The 20,825-nt window shown below is 53.7% G+C and carries 15 protein-coding genes; 4 read left to right on the forward strand and 11 right to left on the reverse strand.

Annotation, left to right across the window (positions count from 1 at the left end):
* The first annotated feature begins 2 nt into the window (after positions 1 to 2).
* Positions 3 to 794, forward strand: coding sequence for an archaetidylserine decarboxylase (gene asd / locus B9T62_RS25820; RefSeq protein WP_087917905.1), 792 nt, complete (start codon positions 3 to 5; stop codon positions 792 to 794).
* Positions 795 to 901: 107 nt separating this feature from the next.
* On the opposite strand, the gene B9T62_RS25825 is transcribed toward asd, so the two are convergent.
* The 3 genes from B9T62_RS25825 to B9T62_RS25835 form a co-directional block, all read right to left on the reverse strand.
* Positions 902 to 1,408: a DUF2569 domain-containing protein gene (locus B9T62_RS25825; RefSeq protein WP_157794012.1), complete on the reverse strand. Its 507-nt coding sequence runs from the start codon at positions 1,406 to 1,408 to the stop codon at positions 902 to 904.
* Between the two features lie 912 nt (positions 1,409 to 2,320).
* The gene (gene gpmA / locus B9T62_RS25830) at positions 2,321 to 3,070 is read right to left on the reverse strand and encodes a 2,3-diphosphoglycerate-dependent phosphoglycerate mutase (protein WP_087917907.1); all 750 of its coding nucleotides are present in this window, start codon (positions 3,068 to 3,070) and stop codon (positions 2,321 to 2,323) included.
* Between the two features lie 419 nt (positions 3,071 to 3,489).
* Positions 3,490 to 4,275, reverse strand: a complete 786-nt coding sequence (locus tag B9T62_RS25835; RefSeq protein ID WP_087917908.1) for a helix-turn-helix domain-containing protein — start codon at positions 4,273 to 4,275, stop codon at positions 3,490 to 3,492.
* A gap of 853 nt (positions 4,276 to 5,128) precedes the next feature.
* Between B9T62_RS25835 and B9T62_RS25840 the strand changes: the two genes are divergently transcribed.
* Both B9T62_RS25840 and B9T62_RS40290 read left to right on the forward strand, forming a co-directional pair.
* Positions 5,129 to 6,430, forward strand: a complete 1,302-nt coding sequence (locus tag B9T62_RS25840) for an aminotransferase class I/II-fold pyridoxal phosphate-dependent enzyme (RefSeq protein ID WP_087917909.1) — start codon at positions 5,129 to 5,131, stop codon at positions 6,428 to 6,430.
* A 177-nt stretch (positions 6,431 to 6,607) separates the two neighbouring features.
* Positions 6,608 to 6,721: a YjcZ family sporulation protein gene (locus B9T62_RS40290; RefSeq protein ID WP_211296355.1), complete on the forward strand. Its 114-nt coding sequence runs from the start codon at positions 6,608 to 6,610 to the stop codon at positions 6,719 to 6,721.
* 216 nt (positions 6,722 to 6,937) lie between these two features.
* Here the strand turns inward: B9T62_RS40290 and B9T62_RS25845 are convergent, their stop codons facing one another.
* From B9T62_RS25845 to B9T62_RS25880, 8 genes are all read right to left on the reverse strand, one after another.
* The gene (locus B9T62_RS25845; protein ID WP_087917910.1) at positions 6,938 to 8,026 is read right to left on the reverse strand and encodes an NAD(P)-dependent alcohol dehydrogenase; all 1,089 of its coding nucleotides are present in this window, start codon (positions 8,024 to 8,026) and stop codon (positions 6,938 to 6,940) included.
* Between the two features lie 41 nt (positions 8,027 to 8,067).
* Positions 8,068 to 9,684: a response regulator transcription factor gene (locus B9T62_RS25850; protein WP_087917911.1), complete on the reverse strand. Its 1,617-nt coding sequence runs from the start codon at positions 9,682 to 9,684 to the stop codon at positions 8,068 to 8,070.
* A 59-nt stretch (positions 9,685 to 9,743) separates the two neighbouring features.
* Positions 9,744 to 11,033, reverse strand: a complete 1,290-nt coding sequence (locus tag B9T62_RS25855; RefSeq protein ID WP_087917912.1) for an ABC transporter substrate-binding protein — start codon at positions 11,031 to 11,033, stop codon at positions 9,744 to 9,746.
* Positions 11,034 to 11,127: 94 nt separating this feature from the next.
* Complete coding sequence (locus tag B9T62_RS25860; protein ID WP_087917913.1) at positions 11,128 to 12,903, reverse strand: cache domain-containing sensor histidine kinase; 1,776 nt, start codon at positions 12,901 to 12,903, stop codon at positions 11,128 to 11,130.
* A gap of 85 nt (positions 12,904 to 12,988) precedes the next feature.
* Complete coding sequence (locus B9T62_RS25865; protein ID WP_087917914.1) at positions 12,989 to 13,834, reverse strand: carbohydrate ABC transporter permease; 846 nt, start codon at positions 13,832 to 13,834, stop codon at positions 12,989 to 12,991.
* Positions 13,831 to 14,736, reverse strand: coding sequence for a carbohydrate ABC transporter permease (locus tag B9T62_RS25870; protein WP_087917915.1), 906 nt, complete (start codon positions 14,734 to 14,736; stop codon positions 13,831 to 13,833). Before B9T62_RS25870 ends, B9T62_RS25865 begins: the two co-directional genes overlap by 4 nt.
* Positions 14,737 to 14,935: 199 nt before the next feature.
* Positions 14,936 to 17,020 carry an alpha-glucuronidase family glycosyl hydrolase gene (locus B9T62_RS25875; RefSeq protein WP_087917916.1) on the reverse strand — a complete coding sequence of 695 codons (2,085 nt, stop codon included), beginning with the start codon at positions 17,018 to 17,020 and terminating at the stop codon, positions 14,936 to 14,938.
* 58 nt (positions 17,021 to 17,078) lie between these two features.
* Positions 17,079 to 19,307 (reverse strand): glycoside hydrolase family 52 protein, encoded by a 2,229-nt coding sequence (locus tag B9T62_RS25880; protein ID WP_087920427.1) that lies wholly within the window; start codon positions 19,305 to 19,307, stop codon positions 17,079 to 17,081.
* Between the two features lie 119 nt (positions 19,308 to 19,426).
* Between B9T62_RS25880 and B9T62_RS25885 the strand changes: the two genes are divergently transcribed.
* Positions 19,427 to 20,338, forward strand: a complete 912-nt coding sequence (locus B9T62_RS25885; RefSeq protein WP_087917917.1) for an AraC family transcriptional regulator — start codon at positions 19,427 to 19,429, stop codon at positions 20,336 to 20,338.
* The last annotated feature ends 487 nt before the right edge of the window (positions 20,339 to 20,825 follow it).

The following is a 20,825-nucleotide window of genomic DNA, read 5'->3' on the forward strand; positions in this document are numbered from 1 at the left end:
GCATGGTTAAACAATTGCTGCGGCTGATGACTGAGCTATCCTCGCATAGATGGCTTTCCCGTGTGATGGGTTTTCTTTCCCATAGCAGAATCAGCCGCTTTCTTATCCCGGTATTTATTCGAACTTATCATATTCCCGCCGCTGAAGCGGAGAAGAACCCCCGGCAGTATGTTACGCTGAACGATTTCTTCAGCCGCCGTCTGAAGCCGGGCATGCGTCCAATCGCCACTGGTGAGGACGTTGTGGCCAGTCCCGTAGATGCGATGATCACCGCCATGGGCGACATCAACTGTGGAACCTTGATGAATGTCAAAGGACAGGATTATAAGCTCGAAGAGCTGCTGAATCATTCTCCCCATCTGGAGTTGTACAAGAAGGGCTTTTTCTTCGTGTTATATTTGAGTCCGACGGATTATCACCGCATTCATGCTCCTGTCAGCGGCACCAAGGCAGAGAGCGATCATATCCGCGGACGGGCTTATCCGGTGAATGAATTCGGCATGAGACATATGAAAGCTGTGCTTAGCCGCAATGAGCGGCTGATTACCTATATTGCCGGAAGCAGCGGCGAGACGGCTGTAGTGAAGGTAGGCGCCATGAACGTCAGCAGCATCCGTTATACCGACGACAACGCCAGCAGCTGGAATATAGGCGACGACCTCGCCTACTTCGAATTTGGCTCTACCGTCGTACTGCTGCTCGAAAGCGGTACCTTTGTTCCCCGTCCCGGCCTGCGCACCAATACGAAGGTCAAGATGGGCGAGCTGCTCGGTACGCTGCGGCCTCCTACTTAACACGCCTGGCAAATATCAAAGCCCCGTCCTAAGGCTCGCGAGCGATTCCTTGGACGGGGCTTTGATTTGTATTATAAATCTCTCCCAAAAGTCTGTATAATTTACGTTTACCGCACAAATGTGTTCTCTACCCGCTCCGATTTCCGGAAATAAGTCACCCAGGTCGCGCAGATAAGGGCTGCTCTTACAAGATCACGGATGCTGCTTCCTTGGCCTGTCTCTCTTAAAAGCGGTATATTCAGCAGGAAAATATAATCAATAATCCCTATCAGCAGATTGCCGCAAAATAACAGAATGATCATGCGGGGCAATGTAGCCTTTTTCCGATAGAACAACACCAAAGAAAAGACAGAGAACAGCAGCAACAGCAAATTCGAAGCAGTCTCAAATACAATCATCGGGCCCCAAAGTGGATGGTACAGCTCTCCCTGTTTGGATGTAAGCACATCCCAGTACTCCGCGTTAAAGCTTGGGAGGTTATAGTTCAGAAGCTGTAACGTCACCCTAAACAGCGTTATGATCAATCCGATCTGCACAAGCACCAGCCAGCCCCCGAGACCTGAAGGGCCAAATGGAATATAGGCTTTGGATTCCTGCTTAACATCAATTTCCAATTTCCTCTTCCTCCTTATTTTATGGCGAAGCCGCCATGGCTTCTAATTGTTCATTAACGGCTCTTGCCAGTCCCACGGAAGGGTCTGCGAGCTTTCTTTGATCGGCTGATACTGATATCATTTTCTCCGATTGGACTGGTGTCAGAGCATACACTGTATACCACGTTAGGAACGCTTACCGGATAATCCTTTCTTTAAACTGACTAAATATCTTCCTCGTAAGCCTTTACTGTATGTATCCTCTGTTACTGTAATTGCGGATAAGACTTCACTGACGGCATCATTGGTGCTTTTCAAACTTCAGACTTGAAGCAGCCCACTTCCTAACGGACCGCATAACCGCTATATCCTCATTTCTTCCATATTTCTAAATCTTGCGGACTGTATAGCCGCTAAGTTGTCAAAAGAGGCTCTAAACCGAGGATTTTCTCTAAAATAAAGGCTCCTCAGTCCGTTCGATCTACAAAACGGCATGTTTACAGCAAATAGAGGCTCCTCAGTCCGTAAAAGTCTGAAATAGAAACAAGGATTACGGACGACGACCTTCCTTTGTTATTCGTTAGCCTCCGTGGCGTGATGCTAGTTCAGAGGTCAGGAGAGTAACACATGGGGTATTGTTTACTAAGTAGTAACGATTTCTCTTCCTAAAATTCCACTTAGAAAGTATAAATCTTAAACGGAATCTCCTCCACCGCTACTTTTGGATTATTATGTTATATATTGTCGAATTAGAACATATAATGAAATATACCACTTTAGACATGCCTCTCTGATAGAGATAGTTGTAGTTTTTTGGCCCTTCAATCCTATTGTTTTTCATTTTTCGAATAAAAACGGTCACACAAACGTCAAAAAGCCCTGCAGAGATCATCTGCAGAGCTGATGTTTTGGCAATATAGTTAACACACCAGGCTACTCCGTAACATTACTCTGATTCGCAACCTCACGCGCTTTGGCCTGCACTTCCTCCGGCACCCCGAGATAGAAGCGGCTGAGCGGCTTCACATCATCATCCAGCTTGTAGACCAGCGGTACGCCTGTGGGAATATTAAGGTCCAGCAGGGCTGTCTCGTCGATATCCTCCATATATTTGATCAGTGCGCGCAGGGTGTTCCCGTGCGCCGAGATCAGTACCCGCTCCTTCTTGCGGATCAGCGGCACAATCCGCTTGTTCCAGAAATCACCGACCCGGTGGACGGTGTCCTCCAGGCTCTCCCCGCGCGGGATATCTCCCGGCCGGACCTCCTTGTAGCGGATGTCGTTGCGCGCATAACGCGGGTCATCCGGCTCCAGCAGCGGCGGACGCACCGACAGGCTGCGGCGCCAGATATGCAGCTGCTCTTCTCCGTACTGTACCGCCGTATCGCTTTTGCTCAGCCCCTGTAGCGCACCATAATGCCGTTCGTTCAGCTTCCAGGATTTCTGCACCGGTATCCACAGCAGGTCCATCTCATCCAGAATATAATCAAGTGTCTTAATCGAACGTTTCAGCACCGACGCAAAAGCCAGATCAAAGGTATAACCCGCATCCTTCAGCAGCTTGCCCGCATCCTTCGCTTCCCGGACCCCTTGTTCCGTCAGATCAGGATCACTCCAGCCTGTAAACAGATTCTGGCGGTTATATTCACTCTCTCCATGCCGGATTAATACGATCTCATACATACGTTCACTCTCCTTTGGCTTATAAGCGGATATATAAGTGGCAGCCTCTTCTTTGTATACAGCTAGTATACTCCTGCAGTATCTCCAGATAAACCCGGGCAGACTTTCAAGGCTGCCGGAGTGGTCTAATGGCTGTGAAGTTAGAAAAAAAACCGGATGCCCCAAGGCTCCGGTTTCGCTATGCTGCTTGTATGTGATTAGAACCAGCAATCGGTAGCGGAGCTACCTGCCCGTCTCAGTCGTCTCATGCGGTTTCTAAAGATACCTCCGCCTCCACCCTTGCACTCCGTGTTGCAGATCCGGCGTCTGATCATCATGGTCCAGCTATTCCCCTTCCAAGACGTTATGTAAACTCTCTGTAAACTCCAGGTTGAAAGGTATATACCCACTCACGAAATAGCTGAAACATTTACCCGGACTCAGCGGATTTCTGACGGGCTTTTGCCGGTATGTTGCTTGAATTGGCGGCTGAAAAAGAAAATATCGCGGTAACCCAGCGCATCGGCCACCTCCGTTACATTCATCCCCGCATACAGCAGCAGATGCTGGGCCCGTTCAATCCGGGCATGGATCACATAGGACTGTACGGACGAGCCGGTAATTTCCTTGAACTTGATCGAGAAATAACGCGGTGACAGCCCTGCCCGTGCCGCCAGATCCTCCACCCGATGCGAAGCTCCGGGATGCTGGCTGACATAGTTGGCCACCTCGTGGATAATCTCGGCCAGATGATTGCTGACATTGCGTTCCACCGGCAGCACGCGGTCCTCCCGCAGCAGATGGATCATCAGCTGCTTCAGGATCAGCTGGCCCTCCGCTTCCGCAGCGAACGTCTTCACAAGGAAGAGCCGGACGTAACGGGCCAGCAGATGTTCAAATTCCACCGTTTCATTCAGCTGGCGGTAGGGCTGCGGAATATCCGTCACCTCTTCGCTGACGTCGAAGTGGATATATGTAAGCACAAGCGGTTTCTGTGGATTATGTAGCGCGCTGGTATGGTCTCCCGGACGGAACAGGAAGCAGCTTCCTTTACCTACCTCAAACGGCACCCCATTGCGCACAACCGTGCCTTCCCCGCTCCACACATAGAATAGATCATAATTTTGCAGCGGCTTCTCTCTTTTCTGCCATTTCCAGCCCGGTTCACATACAATTTTCGCCAAGGCAGGCAGGATTACAAAAGAGGACGGCGATGCGTGCAGCATATTTTTCCCTCCTAAAAGTTTTGATAGCATAGACTGCTTAGAATTACTTCGGCAAAACTCACTTCGTAAGCATAAGCCTAAGTTTTGTTAGCATAAACTACTTGAATTACTTCGCAAAACTCGCTTCGTAAGCCTAACCCTAAGTTTTGATAGCATAAACTACTTAGAATCCCTTCGCAAAACTCGCTTCGTAAGCATAACCCTAAGTTTTGATAGCATAGACTACTTAGAATCCCTTCGGCAAAACTCGCTTCGTAAGCATAAGCCTAAGTTTTGATAGCATAAACTACTTGAATTACTTCGCAAAACTCACTTCGTAAGCATAAGCCTAAGTTTTGATAGCATAAACTACTTGAATTACTTCGCAAAACTCACTTCGTAAGCATACTCTCCACCAATATAGCTTATTTCTCCATCATACCTTGTCACGCAGGATTTTGCACTTTGTTCCGCACAAGAGCAGCAGCCTTCGCTTCAGCCTCTGCATGAACAGGCACAACTAGAATAAATGTATTTCATACATTTAAAATACCATTCTGGGCGCCAATTTGGCTTTTAATTGTATTCACTGCAGCTATTATTCCTGCAAATGCGCTTAATCAGCCAATTGGAGGTAAATAGATGTACGAAATACACTTAAAGTAACTTTTCACAGACAATTCAGCGGAATAAATGTACGAAGTGCAGTTAAGCGGGCACCCCCTCTTAAGCACCCGCTGAAATCACAAGGAAATGTACTTAAAGTATTTTTAAAAACGCGGCTTTCCACAGTGACGGCTGCAAGCCACGATGATATAATGTTAGGCAATGTTAACAGTATGTATCCCCAAGCGACCATGGAAGGATGAAACTGATGAATTCACTGGCTGGACAATTGAACGAAAGCATCAAAGCAGGCAACGAACATGTATATGATATGCTCTCCAATCTTGGCAAAGCGATTTATTTCCCGAAGGAGGGCATTCTGAGCCAATCCGCCGAAGCGACAGCTCATGCCAAGAAATACAATGCAACGATCGGAATTGCCACCGAGGGCGGAATGCCGATGCATCTCGGAGTCATTCAGGATAAGCTCTCCGCTTACAGTCCCAAGGATCTGTACGGCTACGCGCCACCTGCGGGCAAGCCCGAGCTGCGCACCGTATGGCGGGAAAAGATGCTGCGCGAGAACCCCTCGCTGGCTGACAAATCCATCGGCAACCCGATCGTAACCAACGCGCTGACGCATGGCCTCAGCATTGTCGCCGACCTGTTCACCGAACAGGGTGATGCCATTATTTATCCGGACAAGAACTGGGAGAACTACGAATTAACCTTCGGAATCCGCCGTTTGGGCGAATGCATCAACTACCCGCTGTTCACCGAGGACATGAGCTTCAACAGCGCCGGCTTGCTGGATGCGCTGCTGGCCCAGAAGGACCGCGGCAAAGCAATTGTACTGCTGAACTTCCCTAACAACCCTACGGGCTACACTCCGGGTGCACAAGAAGGCGAAGAGATCGTTGCCGCCATCCTGAAAGCTGCCGAAGCAGGAATCAATGTCGTGGTTGTCAGCGACGATGCGTATTTCGGACTCTTTTTCGAGCAATCCCTGAAGGAATCGCTGTTTGGCCGCCTGGCGAACCTGCACCCGCGTGTGCTGGCGATCAAGATTGACGGTGCCACGAAAGAGGAGTTCGTCTGGGGCTTCCGGGTCGGCTTCATCACCTATGCTTCCGAGAGCAAAGAGCTGCTGGCCGCATTGGAGCAGAAGACTATGGGTATCATCCGTGCCACGATCTCCAGCGGACCGCATCCTTCCCAGACCTTTGTGCTGGACGCACTGAAATCGCCTGATTTCGCGGCACAGAAGGAAGAGAAGTTCCAGATCATGAAAGGCCGGGCCAATAAGGTCAAAGCGCTGCTGGACAGCGGCAAATACGGCGATGCGGCCTGGACCTATTACCCGTTCAACTCCGGTTACTTCATGTGCCTGAAGCTGCACACCGTGAATGCCGAAGCGCTGCGGCTGCATCTGATTCATCACTATGGCCTGGGCACCATCGCATTGGGCGATACCGATCTGCGCATTGCCTTCTCCTGTATTGAAGAAGAGCAGCTGGAAGACCTGTTCGACCTGGTGTACGCAGGGGTGCGCGATTTGGAGAATGCCTGATCTACCAGCCTTTTTTCCCAATCCTTTATGAATAGTTCAGCTCCCGTCTCCGGGAGCTGATTTTTTTTGGCAGCTGCTGTGGCATTGGCCTATACAGGAATTCCCCAACTCACATACAATACCGTGTACTCAAGAACAACACAGTACAACACACCCACAACCGAAAGGGGAATGAACATGAGCGAAGAAGTTAGAGGCGGATACGGATACGGTAGCCCATTCACAAGCACTGGTGCAATTCTGGTACTGTTTATCCTGCTCGTCATCATCAGCCGTTCACTCTTTGTCTAACCGGGAATGACCTTCCCGGGAGGGAGCCCCAGGGGCTCTCTCCCAATTCCCCGTGCTCACATCATCCCCTGCCTGGATAGAACAGCTGGTTAGCGAAGGCTTGTGCAGCAGCAATTGATATGTCATAAGTAGAAAAGGGAGTCACCACAGCCAATCGTTGGCTGTGGTGACTCCCTTTTCTATACTGCTTCAGCGGCTTCTGCTCACATCCTGTTTCTAAGCATTGGGATAGACAATAACCTTAAGACTGCCGCTTTTGTTATAAATCGCCCGCTCCAGCGCTTCCTGCGTTTGTGCCAAAGGATAACGGTCAGTAATCAGCGACAGCGTATCAATCTCGCCGGAGGCCATGAATTCAATACCGCTTGGATACGTATTGGCATAGCGGAAGATGCCGAAGATATCCAGCTCATTGTCGGCGATAAAGGGCACATTGAGCGCAATCTCATCCTGCGCTGGCAGTCCTACAATCGCCAACTTACCGCCCCGCCGCAAGCAATACATCGCCGCCTGCAGCGCCTTCGGATTGCCCGCTGTCTCCCAGGCCACATCGGCACCTATGCCGCCGGTGAGTTCCTTAATACGCGCTAACGGCTCCTCTTCGCGGATATTGATCGTATGGGTAGCTCCCATCCGTTTGGCCGCCTCCAGCCGCAGGTCCTCCAGATCGGTGACGATGATCATCGACGCACCATAAGCCTTGGCAGCAGCTACAGCCATTAGCCCGACGGGGCCCATGCCCATAATTGCTACAGTCGATCCAGCCTGCAGACCACAGCGTTTCGCAGCATGAATGCCCACTGAGAACGGCTCGTTGAGCGCTGCCTCCTCGAATGACAGTTGGTCAGGAATTGCAAACACCATATCCTCGCGGATCTTCATGTACTGCACGAATGCCCCATCCATAGGCGGTGTGGCCAGAAACTGCACATCCGGGCAGAGATTGTAGCGCCCTTGCTTGCAGAACGTGCAGCGGCCGCAGGTTACGCCCGGCTCCACCGCTACCCGGTCCCCAAGCTGCACGCGGGTAACTGAGTCTCCAACTGCTGCGATAATCCCAGCACATTCATGACCGAGAATGATCGGCTTCTCCACCACAAACCGACCGATTCGGCCATGCTCATAATAATGCAGATCCGAGCCGCATACACCAACCGCCATAACCTTCACCAGCACCTCGTCTGCCGCCAGCACCGGCAGCGGCTGCTCCTCCAGCACGATATGGCCAGGCTCAGGCATCACCGCTGCGAGCATCGTCTCCGGCAGAACACCGCACTTCACTGCTATAGCAAGTATTTCCTCCATATCAATCTCTCTCCTCCATACTCCTTAATTCCTTTAGCTTCTCATTTCACCAGTTCCGTCGGATTCATCCCTGTATGCTTCTTGAACAGGGTGCTGAAATAAGGCACATTCTTGTAGCCTACCTTCTCGGCGACCTCATAAACCAGCAGATTGCTCTCCAGTAGCAGCTCCTTCGATTTCTCGATTCTCACCCGTGTCAGATAGGTGTTGAAGGTCTCCCCGGTCATGTTCTTGAAGATGATTGCCAGGTGATTGCGCGAGATAAATACCTTATCCGTCAAATCACCCAACGTAATCTCCTCCATATAATGCTCATGAATATATTGCGTAATGAAATCAACCGCCTGGCGGTGTTTGCTGTTGCCGCGCCACTGGCGGCTGCTGCAGATTATTGTGATCTTCTCCGTGAGCCATTCCGCCAGTTGGGCAGGCTCAGTAAGTCCAGCCGTTTCCTTCGCTATATGAGCGTTGGGGAATATATCCTCCAGTACCATTCCTACCTCATAGAGATTGTAGGCAACGATGCCCCATAGCTCGCCGGCCAGCATCTGCAGATATTCCGGTGATAAGGACTCTGCCTGTTCCAACTGGCCGGTGAATTCACGGATTACTTGCTGGGCCTGGGTCTGCTGCGAGGTTTTGATCGCCGAAGCCAGCTCCTGATAGAACTTCACTGGACGCATCGCTCCCGGGTAGGCGGCGCCGTCCGCACTTTCTGCAGCAGTGTAGAGATAGTACCCTCCCGCTACATGGCGTTCCTTCAGGTCAATCGCCCGGAAAGCCTCCTCTGTAGAATCAGGAATCTGCTGCCACTGCTCCTTCAGCCGCCCGATGCCTACCCGGATGACCAGCTTCAGATACCGGCGCACACAGTCGATCAATTGAATGCCCAACTGCTCCAGCTTCTGCTGCAGCACCTCTTCACCCATCTCTGCGGGAGGGTGAATAACCAGCGCCGAACGACCGCCGTGCAGCTCTGTAAATTCAAAATGAGGAAACGACCGCAAGGCCACCTCGCACACAATATTGCTGGTGGCGAAGCGGAACAGATGCCAATCGGACAATCCCAGCTCGCAGGCACGGCTCTCGCGTACCAACTCTACGCCAAGCATCACATGCCGGGTGCCGACCCAGAAGCGGTAAGGCACAGGCAGATCCTCGCTGCGGCAGATTCCGGCGGAAGTGCCCGCAACGGCAGACTTGACCCATTCCTTCTCCACCAGAGGCTCGTACAGCTCCAGCTTCTGCTGCAGCTCGTTCTGCTTCAGCTTCTCGCCTTCCTCCTCCGCAAGCTGCCCGAGTGTCCGATCCAGAATCGCCTTCATTGTAGGGATACTGACTGGCTTTGAGATATAGTCGCTGACGTTCAGGCGGAGCGCCTGGCGGGCATATTCAAAGTCGGAATATCCACTCAGGATAATGATTTTGCAACCATAACCTTCACCCCGCAGCCGCTCGATCATATCCAGACCATTCATAATCGGCATGTAGATATCAGTAATGATCACATCCGGCCGGACACGCTCGATCATGTGCAAACCTTCCTCTCCGTTCATGGCTTCCCCGCACCACTCCGCGTCAATCTCCTTCCAGGGAATGGCACGCTTCATCCCCTGCAGCAGCTGACGGTCATCATCAATGATTGCAATTCTCCACATATCATCCCTCCACCAGCCAGTATTGCCATCCGAAGAACCCGCTTCGCCCTCCAAACCGCTTATTTCACATACTCTTGCGAAGCTTTCTCCAAACTCTTGTAAGCCTCCTCCGGTGTAACCGCCCCGAAGCTCAGCTCATCGCGAACAAGCGCGAAATCCTTGTCTATGAAATTGGTCCAGCCAGGAGCGCCAGGACTGAAGGTCTGACCATCCTTCTGGGTTGCATGCAGCAGCTCCATGCCTGTCCGGTCATCAGCACTTAGATCGGCTTCAATTGCTGCCTGAACCTTGTTGTTCACCGGCGCACCACGTTTGGTGCCAAGTACGGCTCCCGGCTCGGGATCGTTAACGAACCATTCAATGAACTTGGCTGCCTCCTTCTGATGCTTGGAAGACTCAGCTACCCCGAAGAACATCGAAGGCTTCAGCCACCCCCCCGCTTCCTCCATCTTCGGCAAGGTAACCATCGCCAGCGAATCGGGCTTCATGCTGTTCCAAGCGCCGAACTGATTGGAATAAGCTAAGCGGAAAATAATCTTGTTCGTCACCAGCAGATCACCGGTTGGGTCAAATTCCTTGTCCGAAGTGTTCACATCGGCCGGAGGCACCAACCCCTCCTTGCGCATCTGCTCGAACTTATTGGCCCAGTCCAGGAAGGTAGTCTGATCCACATTGAACTTGCCGTCATCGGTAACCAGTTGCCCTTTGCCTCTTGCATATTGATAGGCACTGTAGGCAAACGGATCACCCGCGTAGTTCTTTATGAAATATTGCCCTGCCGGCAGCTTGCCTTTCAGCGAGTCAGCCATGGCGAAGAAATCATCCCAGGTCCAGCCATTATTCGGCGGCGAAACTCCAAGCTTCTCCAGCGAGGTCTTATCATAAATCATCCCCTCCGCGACGAACCCGAGTGGAATAGCATAATTCTTGCCTTCGATCTGGCCAATCGGCATCAGCTTCGAATCAATGTCCCCCACATTAACCGTTGAGGTCAGGTCAGCGAGCTGCTTGCGGGATACCCAATCCTTGATCCAGGAAGGGTCCAGCTGAATCACATCCGGGGCATTACGTGCCGCAGCCTGAGTCGATAATTTATCGAGATAGCCATCCATCCCCGAATACTCCGGCTCAAAAGTTACGTTCGGATTCTTCTGCGTATACATGTCAAGAACTTTCAGCGTAGCCTCATGCCGTTCCTGGGAGCCCCACCACATGATCCGCAGTTTAACCGGACCACCTTCGGCTGAGGCACCCTCCTCCTCGTTGGCAGCCTTGCTTGCGCAGCCTGTAATCGCCAGCAGCAGCGACACAGCCAGCAGCATGGTCAGTAAGCGTTTGCAATTATTCATTTGTACTTTATCCCCCTTTTGCTTAACCTATTTGTGCACACCCTTATCGTAGCAATTCCGGGCTAACCCTTATAGAAGAGAGATGCACGATTTATTATAAAATTGTCCGATCTTTTGCCGTCTTGAAGGGCTCCGCCGTCTCTTGGCCGGGGCGCTCGGGCAGCAGCGGGAGCGTAATCTCAGCACGGGTTCCCCCCTCCAGCCGTTCTTGAATGGCGACACCATAGCCGGGACCGAAGTTAACGGCGATCCGCTCCCGTACATTGCGGATGCCATAACCCCCGGTCCGCCGTCCGCTTACAGCAGGCACCAGTTGGCCCAAGCCCACTCCGTCATCCTCAATTACCAGCAGCAGTTGACAGTTCACACACCCGATGGAGATACCGATATGCCCGCCACTCCGGCCGCTGAAGCCATGCACCACCGCATTCTCCACAAAAGGCTGCAGCAGCATCTTCGGCAGATACAGCTGCTGCACCTCGGCAGGCGCATCGATCACATAATGGATGTTGTTCTCATATCGCAATTGCTGGATCTCCAGGTAACACTGGATATGAGTCAGCTCCTCTTCTACGGTAATCAGCGATTCCCCGTTGGAGAGCCCGATGCGGAACATCCGCCCCATTAGCTCCAGAATCCGGCTCATCTCATGCTGTCCGGCGGAAATCGCCATCCAGTTCAGCTGATCCAGCGTATTGTATAGAAAATGAGGGTTGATATTGGCCTGCAGTGCTTCAATCTCTGCCTTTCGCAGCTGCTCGTATCGCTCCTGCAGTGATTGGTACAACTCCTCGATCCGCTCGTTCTGCTTGCGGTAGCCAGCGAACATCGCTCCGAATTCATTCGTATAGTCGTCAGGCAGCTCACTGCTCCGCCCGTTGACCGAATAGGTGCTCATCGCTCCCACCAGCAGCTTGATCGGGAAAGTAAACTGTCTACTCAGCCGATGCGCCAGCAGCAGCATCAGCAGCACGGCAGCCACTCCGATCATGCCTATGACCTGAGCCAGCCTGACACTGCCAGCGATAATCTGGCTCCACGGCGTAACCTCCACCAACGTCCAGTTGTAGTCAGGCAGCACAGAGTACACAAACAGCGAATCCTTGCCCCCGAAGCCCTGGTGGATTCTGGAGAAGCCCGCTGATCCATTTTTGCCTGTTATCCACTCTGACAACTGCTCCGGTCTAGGCGCTTCGCCAATGCTCAGCAGCGGTTTGCCCCCCCCGTCGAGCATCATGCGGTTGACCGCAACGGTGTCTCCGGCAAGCGTGTTCTTGAGCATATCAGATTTAATATGGATCACCAGAATCCCCAGGTATTTATTGTCATATATCAGCTTGCGCGCGAAGCTGAGCACAGGCACCTCCCCCTGAAGACCTGGCAGCTGATGCTCGCGCGACCAGGCGAAATCCGTCTGGCTTATAGCCGGATACCAAGCCTGTTTGTCCTCTTCACCGAGCCTGCGGAACTGGATATAACTGCGGGAATCGCCGCTCAGCGGCTCCTGCATATAGAGATCAATGCTCTGGATAATCGGGATGGAATAAGTCAGATTAGCCAGCGATTGGGTGATTTTCTGCGATTCCTGATAGCGGTCGAAGCCTTCGCTTTTGTTCCCCAGGAATTCTACCAGATCATTATTGCGCGAGGTCGACAGCGACACCTGTTCGATGGTCACCAGCCGGCTGGCCAATTCCTTGTTGATTTTGTCGAGAAATTGCTGCTGGTAACGGGTATTCGTGCGCACCATCTCCCGGGAGGTAATCCCGTAGCTGGCCCATACCGTGCAGCCAAGCACAATAATCATAAATCCGGCAAAGGTGCGGAAGAACAGATTGTCAATCTTGTAGGTTTTGAACGGACTTTTCATCTATGATCTGCAGCCTCCCGTACTATAGCTGTCATGCACAATATGAAAAGCGACGTTTCAGGAAACCGTCGCTTTTTGTCGTATTTTATCCCTTTATTCCAGTTGTGGCAATCCCCTCGACAAAATACTTCTGCAGCAGCATAAATATCACCGTGGCAGGCATTATTGACACCAGTGACATCGCCAGCAGTTGGCCCCATTCCTGCCCGGCCTGGGAATCATTGATCATCCGCAGCGCCAGCCCGACGGTGTATTTATCCACTGAGTTGATGTAGAGGAGGTGGCCGAGGAAGTCATCCCAGTTCCAGAGGAAGCAGAAGATCATCACCGTCACTACGGCAGGTTTGGTCAGCGGCAGCACAATCCGCCAGAAGATGCCGAACCAGCTGCAACCGTCGATTTTGGCCGACTCATCCAGTTCCTTCGGAATGCCGCGCACGAACTGAATCAGCAGAAAGACGAAGAAGGTGCCTCCCGCGCCTCCGGCAAGCAGATGCGGAATGATAAACGGCAGATACGTATTGACCCAGCCCATCTGGTGGAACATCGCGTATTGCGGAATGATCAGCACTTGTCCGGGCAGCATCAGCGTGACCATCAGCAGCGAGAACCAGAACTTCTTCAGCGGAAAATCAAGCCGTCCGAAGCCAAACGCTACCAGTGTACAGGAGATAAGCGTCGCCACCAGCACCGCAATCTCCAGTGTGAACGTATTCAGATAGAAATGGGTAAATGAGTAGCCTGGCACGGAGTTCCAGCCCTTAGTGAAATTGCTCCATTGCGGCACAGCGGGGAAAATATTCGGCGAGCTCAGCTCGGCATTACTTTTGAGCGAAGCCCCGATCCACCAGATGACCGGATAAATCATCACCAGACTGAACACAATCATCGCCGCATGACGGCTGACCTGCTTCCACTTGATGCGCATCATTTCTTCCCTCCCATATCCGTTTCATAGAATACCCAATATTTCGAGCTGCCTGAGATAAGTGCGGTAACCACAACAATCATGATCAGCATGACCCAGGCAAGTGCTGAAGCATACCCCAGCTGATAGCGGTTGAACGCTTGCTCGTATAGGTAGAGTGCATAGACATAAGTCGAATTCATCGGTCCTCCACGTGTGATTACGAAGGCAGAGGTAAACATCTGGAAGGCACTGATAACGCCCATAATGAGGTTGAAATACAGCGTTGGCGAGAGCATCGGCAGTGTGATTGACCGGAACTGGGTCCAGCGGCTGGCTCCGTCCACTGAAGAAGCTTCATATAGATCCTTGGGAATCTGCTTGAGTCCGGCCAAAAAAATAACCATTGCTGATCCGAACTGCCACGTATTCAGCAGAATCAGCGATCCGAGTGCCGTCCCCGGGTTGGTGATCCAGCCGATGCCCTGAATACCGACCAGGTCCAGCAGTTTGTTGAAGAAGCCATCTACGCCGAACATGTTGCTCCACAGCAAGGAGACGGCAATGCTGCCTCCGATCAGGGAAGGGAAATAAATCGCTGTACGGTAGGCCGAGATCCCTTTGACGGCTTTGTTCAGAATAACAGCCACGAACAGGGCAGCCACCAGCTTGAGCGGCACCGAGGCCAGCACGTACAGAAAGGTTACCTTCACTGATTGCACGAACTTGGCGTCATTGGTGAACATTTTGATATAATTCTTGAATCCCACCCAGTCGATTGACTCCATCAAGGTGTAATCCGTAAAGGAATAATACAGTGACAAAAGCATGGGATACGCGGTCAGCCACAGAAAGCCGATCAGCCAGGGTGCAATAAACAAATATCCGGCTACGGGGGCGTCCCACCGGCTTAAGAAACGTTTCATACGATCACCTCTTCGATTTCTTGTTGTTGCTTCTATACTTAAGTATAGAGAGCAACCGCCGGTGGCTAAAGCAGACGAATCATCGAATTCCTTCAAAATAAACCGAAAAAACAGCGGACAAGATCCCCCGGAGCTGCTCCGGTTGTCTTGTCCGCTGTTCATTTGCACCTGCCGTGCAGGCAGGTGTAAGGAGGGTAGGCTAGTAGATTACGCGTCCCAGTTCATCGGGAATCCCGCTTTTGCGCCAGAAATAGGTATTGATGATATCGCGCCATTCACAGGCATGCTCTGCCTGCTCCTTCAGTCGCCCGGCTACCTGGCTGTACAACTGCTCATTCAGGCGGCCTTCAAGCTCTTGCCACTGCGCGAGCAGTCCGCGCGCCTGCTCCACCCCTTCGAAATGGGCATTGTAAATATGCTGAATCACACTTGTACCGGAATGCAGCTTATGGGTGTATGGCACATGATGGAAGAATAGCAGCAGTTCGTCCGGGCAGGATTCCAGCACTTCATAGCGCTCTGCGTTCGATCCGTTGTACTGGGCGGCGTAGCCTGTGCCTGTTGCGGTGGTGCGGTCTACGCCGATGCCTCCACAATCCGCGAAATGATAGGTGCCCCACATCGAATATTCATAGCCGTCCACATTCGGGCCATAGTGATGGGAGGGATTGACCATCCAGCCCACCCCCAGCGGCGCGGTGTAGGATTCATAGATGCTCCAGGAATCCAGCAGCATCCGGCAGACCGTCTCTACAACCGGCTCCATGGGGCCAAAGGTCAGTTGGGCCCATTCCTGTGCAATGTCTTCGGCCGACAGCTCCGGGTTCCAGGCCAGGCGGCCGTAGCCGTAGAGATTGGCCTGTGCCAGCAGATGTCCCGTCCAGTTGGGGTCGTCTCCGATATTGGAGACGGCGGCGATGCCGCCCCACGCTCTGCCGTACAGCGAGCCGTCGGCTATCGCTTTGACGGTAGATCCTTCGCCCCTGCTGAGCGTATCGAAATCCAGCACTTGCTTCCACTGCGGCACCAGATAACACAGATGCCGCTGCTGGCCGGTATACTCCTGGGCAATCTGAAACTCGACCACCTGATGGGTAGCCGGAATGGCTCCGATCAGCGGGGAGACCGGCTCGCGGACCTGGAAGTCCATCGGCCCGTTCTTGATCTGCAGGATGACATTGTCATGGAAGCGGCCATCCAGCGGTGTGAAATGGTCATAGGCTGCCCGCGCGCGGTCTGTCTTGCGGTCCCGCCAGTCCTGCTTACAGTTGTAGACGAAGCAGCGCCAGATGACCAGGCCGCCGTATGGGGACAGCGCCTCCGCCAGCATATTGGAGCCGTCGGCATGGTCGCGGCCATAGGTGAACGGTCCAGGGCGGTGCTCCGAATCCGCCTTCACCAGAAATCCGCCGAAATCCGGAATAGCGGCATAAATTTCGGCAGCGCGTTCCCGCCACCACTCGCGTACAGCGGGATCAAGCGGGTCAGCCGTGTCCAGTCCGCCGATCTCCATCGGGGCGGCGAAGTTGATGCTCAGGAAACTGCGGATCGCATACTTCCGGAAGATATCCGCTACTCTGGCTACATCCGGCAGCATTTCAGCGGTGATCAGGCGTGTCTCCACCGCGAACACATTGACGTTGTTGATCGAAATCGCATTGAGGCCCACCGATGCCAGCATCCTGGCGTAGTCCTCCACCCGCTGCAGGTCATCCTTGATTCTATTCTGCTCATAAAAAATCGAAGCTCCCGCGTAGCCGCGCTCAATCGTTCCGTCCATGTTGTCCCATTGATTGATCATCCGCAGGCGGTTAGCCGGCTTCGAGCTGATGTCCAGCGCTTCCAGCGGCGCGCCGGTGCCCAGCAGACGCAGCAGGTGAAACGCTCCGTACAGCAGTCCGGCGGGTGCATCGGCCCCGATGGCGATGCAGCTATGCGCTTCACTGCTGCGGATGGCATACCCTTCCGGTGAAGCAAGCCGGGGCGGATCGCCGCCGAATACCTGCTCCACCAGAGGATTGCCCCCACCCCACGTTCCGATGGCGATGCAAGGGCGATTGGCCGCTGACAATGCGTCTGCAGCAACCAGTGGCGCGCTGCCGAGCAGCGAGCTTAGGCCCCGGACCAGTTCCGCCACTGCGGTGCCGGTCACTTCATCCTGCTCTGCCGCAATGATGCTGTGGTACGGGGTGACGGGGGAATGTTCGGACGAAGCCGATGCGGGGCGGGGGTAACCCAGCCACGCTTCATAACCATTTCCTTTTGGCTGTAATATTGCGCTCATTATGAAGCACTCCTTTGCTGAAGCTGATTTGTTATTATAGCGTGCAACCTATCAATTCTTATATTCGAACAAGCCGGTGTTCCCCTTTACCTTCCAGCAGCCAGAGAATCGCCGTCACTCCGCGCGGATAATATTTGCTTCCGCCGATCAGGCCATTCAGAATCTGGTCGCTCCAGCACCAGTAGGACAGCTCCGGGTGCAGCAGCCAGTTCACATGCGCCGCATCGGCAGCCGCGCCCTTGTCACCCCATGGCAGCTCCAGAATCTCGCGGGCGATGAACTGGGAGAGATAGATTTTGCTGAGCCAGGAGTTGCTACTGGTAGAGGACAGCTTCCATGCCCCGTCTTCGAACAGACAAGTGCCGGGCACCAGCACCGTATCCAGATGGGTACGCAGCGCCTCCAGATAACCCGCGAACCGCCCCTTCCGGTCCAATGCCTCCGCACAGCCTGTGAAGTAAGGGAACACCAGCCCTTCAATCGCCGGGATAATCTGCGAGTCGTTATCCTCTCCGATAATGGCCGGGATATAGCCCTTGTCATTCAGCGCCGCCGTAACCGCCGCGGCACATTGATCCGCCTGCCCTCCGGCTTCCGCCGACAGCTCTGCCAGCCCTTCCTTGGCGAACAGCCGCTCCAGCGCCACATAGGCAGCCCAGCATTTGCCGGCCAGATAGATGTTATTACGCGACTGGCCGAGCGAGACATCGAGGCTGTCATAGGTCGTAATTTCCGCACCACCTTCGGTGCGGGTGCTGTCGAGGCCCATCAGCCCATTGCGCTTGTCCGCTTCAGGATGATCACGGTTCAGCATACTGCTGAAGCAGTCGCGGATCACCGGAAGCATTTGGTCGATGAAGGCGCGGTCACCAGTCTGCTCGATATAGACCAGAGCGCAGCACAGCCAATTCACCAGCTCCTCATGGCTCATATAGGAGAAGCATTCATCCAACCCAGCCATCTCATAGGCCGAATACTGCGGACGCGAGAAGACATTGGCGACCCCCACATCATGGGTAAAAGCCAACCCGCCCGGATATTCCTGCAGTTCGCCGGGGAATCTGACCTGGTCCCGGTAGCTATAGCGGGAGACGAACAGCTCCAGCTCATTGCGGACCGTCCAGGGGTGCAGCAGCATCTCATAGAAGAGCTGGTCGGCGGTCAGATCAAGCGTGTTCATCATCCGGTATTCACCTTCGTTGACGATCCAGAGCAGCCCTTCCTCCGCCAGCAGCAGCTGGGTGCTGCCGTAATAGCTGTGAATGGCGTGGGCGAGCATAAAGCTCTGGTCTGAAGACAATCCGGCGGAACCCACCCATTCGTCCGCTTCACAGCAGGATTCGCTCAGTTCGCCGAAATGCTGCAGTGAATAGTCGGCCGCTTCTTCAATATTGGCAAACAGCGAGGTGTAATAATAGGAGGCATCGATGCCCGAAGTTACAATGCCTCCCCGGTAGAAGCAGACGGCGAAGGAGAAGGTCCGGCATTCGCCGGGGGCTACCTCCATCAGCAGCGCCCCTGTTCCCCCCAGGCCAAAAGCCAGATTATGGGCCAGGCCCTCTTCCAGAATCTTCTCCATTGTGAACCCGAGCGCCTCTACCACGCCTTCGTCCTTGCAGGCAATCGCAGTCAGCCGTCCCTGGCCTATTCCTGCGAACCGGCCCTCAGCGGTATCGCTCAGCCGCCGCATGGAGGCATAGGGATCGCTTCCTTCGTAGCCGAAGAAGCCTTTGCGCGCAAGGGTGCCCTGCGTATTATCCAGCGTCAGCTGTACGAACACCGCAGGTACCAGCGCCGCCTTCAGCGCTTCACGGTCACCGGCCGCGGGGTCCGGCACGCTCCGCACCGGTGAATAGATGCGCAGCGTCAGGTCGCCGGCCTGCCAGGTATCGGTGCCAGCCTTCAGCTCCCGGGAGATCTGCTCGTCCCGGAAAGGCGCCAGCACCGTATCGGAGGGCCGGAACCAGCCGCTCGGCTTATCGCGGTCATTGCCTCCCGGAGCGGTGGGGAACACCTCCTGGAACTCTGCTTCCCTTTTGTCCAGCTTCTCCACATCATATCTTGCGCTGGCATCCTCAACTTGCTCGAAGAACGGCAGGGCCTCGTAACATCCGCCATCTCTGGATTGCAGGCCAATAAACACATTGTGATCCGCCGGCTTGCCCAGCTCCAGACCTAGCCCGCCGTTTTTGCCGCGGAAGCCGAGGGTGAAGCTTGCAAATGCACCGATTGGTGAATGCTGTGCGTTATAGAAAATATTATTCACAGATTTTGCAACCCCTTTCATCTTCTCATATCCTAGCACGCCAAATCCGGCTGCCGCCATTGCCAAATCCAGCGAATATTTACCCAAATCGCGCAGAGTACGCTATACTGATAGCAAATGGGGCAGGGAGGTTGCGAATTATGGTTAACGCTTACATTCCGCCTGCGTTGGGACAGAGCCTCAGCGAGATTCTGATTCCCGATATGCAGACTACACTGAATCTGTATGGCATCCATCTGCGCCGGGTCAGCGGCGATTGGGATTATCCCGTCCATGAGCACCCGCAATATGAGATCAACTATGTGCTGGAGGGGCGGCAGCTGCTGACAGTCAGCGGCTCCGCCTATATGCAGCAGGCCGGGGATCTGGTGCTGCTGCGTCCTGGGGATGCCCATTCCAGCCGCAGCATCAGCAGAGAACCGTTCACCTACTTCTGCATCCATTTCGATATTGACGATGCCGATTTTCTCTCGCTGCTCAGCCGGCTGGAGCAGGTGCTGTTCCCGGCCGAAGGCGCGGTCACCACCCAGGTCCAGCCTGTGCTGGCCAAGCTGATCGGGATGGCCGGCACGGCGGAGGAGATGACAATCGCCCGACAGATGCGGCTGCAGTCGGCGATCTTCGAGATGTTCGGCCTGCTGTGGGAAGCAATCTCCATTCAGGCTACGAGCCTCACGGGCACCGGCCATGAGAAGGTTGAGCTGGCTCATCTGATCAGGGGCCGGCTGCAGGGGCTGGTGAATCAGCATTTCAAGCAGGGCATCGTCGCTGAGCAGCATTACGGCATCGACGATGTAGCCGCCGAGCTGGGCATGAGCACCTCCCACTGCAACCGTGTCTTCCGGCATGTCTTCGGCCTGCCGCCGCGCGCTTTTCTCTCCGAGCTGATGCTGCAGAAGGCCAAGGTGCTCCTGCTGGATGACCGGCTGCCCGTGCAGCAGATCTCCTCCATCCTCGGCTACCGCGACATCGCCCATTTCAGCCGCCAGTTCAAGCGCTGGTCCGGCCAGTCCCCCAGCGAATACCGCCGCGAGGTGCTGGCTCGCGCCTGAGCATACGGGTGAGCTTGCCTGCCGAGTAACGGGTGCGCGCAGGCGCGTGCTTGCCTGCGGGGAACCGCCTGCGCGCAGGAGCGTACTTGCCGCCAAGCCGGATTGCTTGCAGCACAACCAAATGTTACTTCAGATATAGCGTGGATTTTAAAGTTTTGTTCGGAGCGTTCAGCGTAGTTAGTTGCAAAACTGGATGCTACTTAAGTCCCGGCGAGTGTTTAGAAGGTGCCCTGGATCGATCCGGGCAAATAGATGCGAAAGTACAACTAATTTCAGCCAAATCGTAAGTCGGCGGGCGAATAAGTGTGATTGTGCAACTATTTTTGAGTAAATCAGGCCTATGACGCTCAAAATCGCAAAATAGATGCCTTTTCGCATCTATTTGTTCCAAAACGCCAAAAATCCGCCAATTAGATGCATTCTCGCAACTAATTCAACGGCTTCGAACTTAGGAACCACCACGGTAGCCGAGTCTTCGATGTTCTAA

The organism is Paenibacillus donghaensis, from assembly GCF_002192415.1.
Lineage (GTDB): Bacteria > Bacillota > Bacilli > Paenibacillales > Paenibacillaceae > Paenibacillus_AQ > Paenibacillus_AQ donghaensis.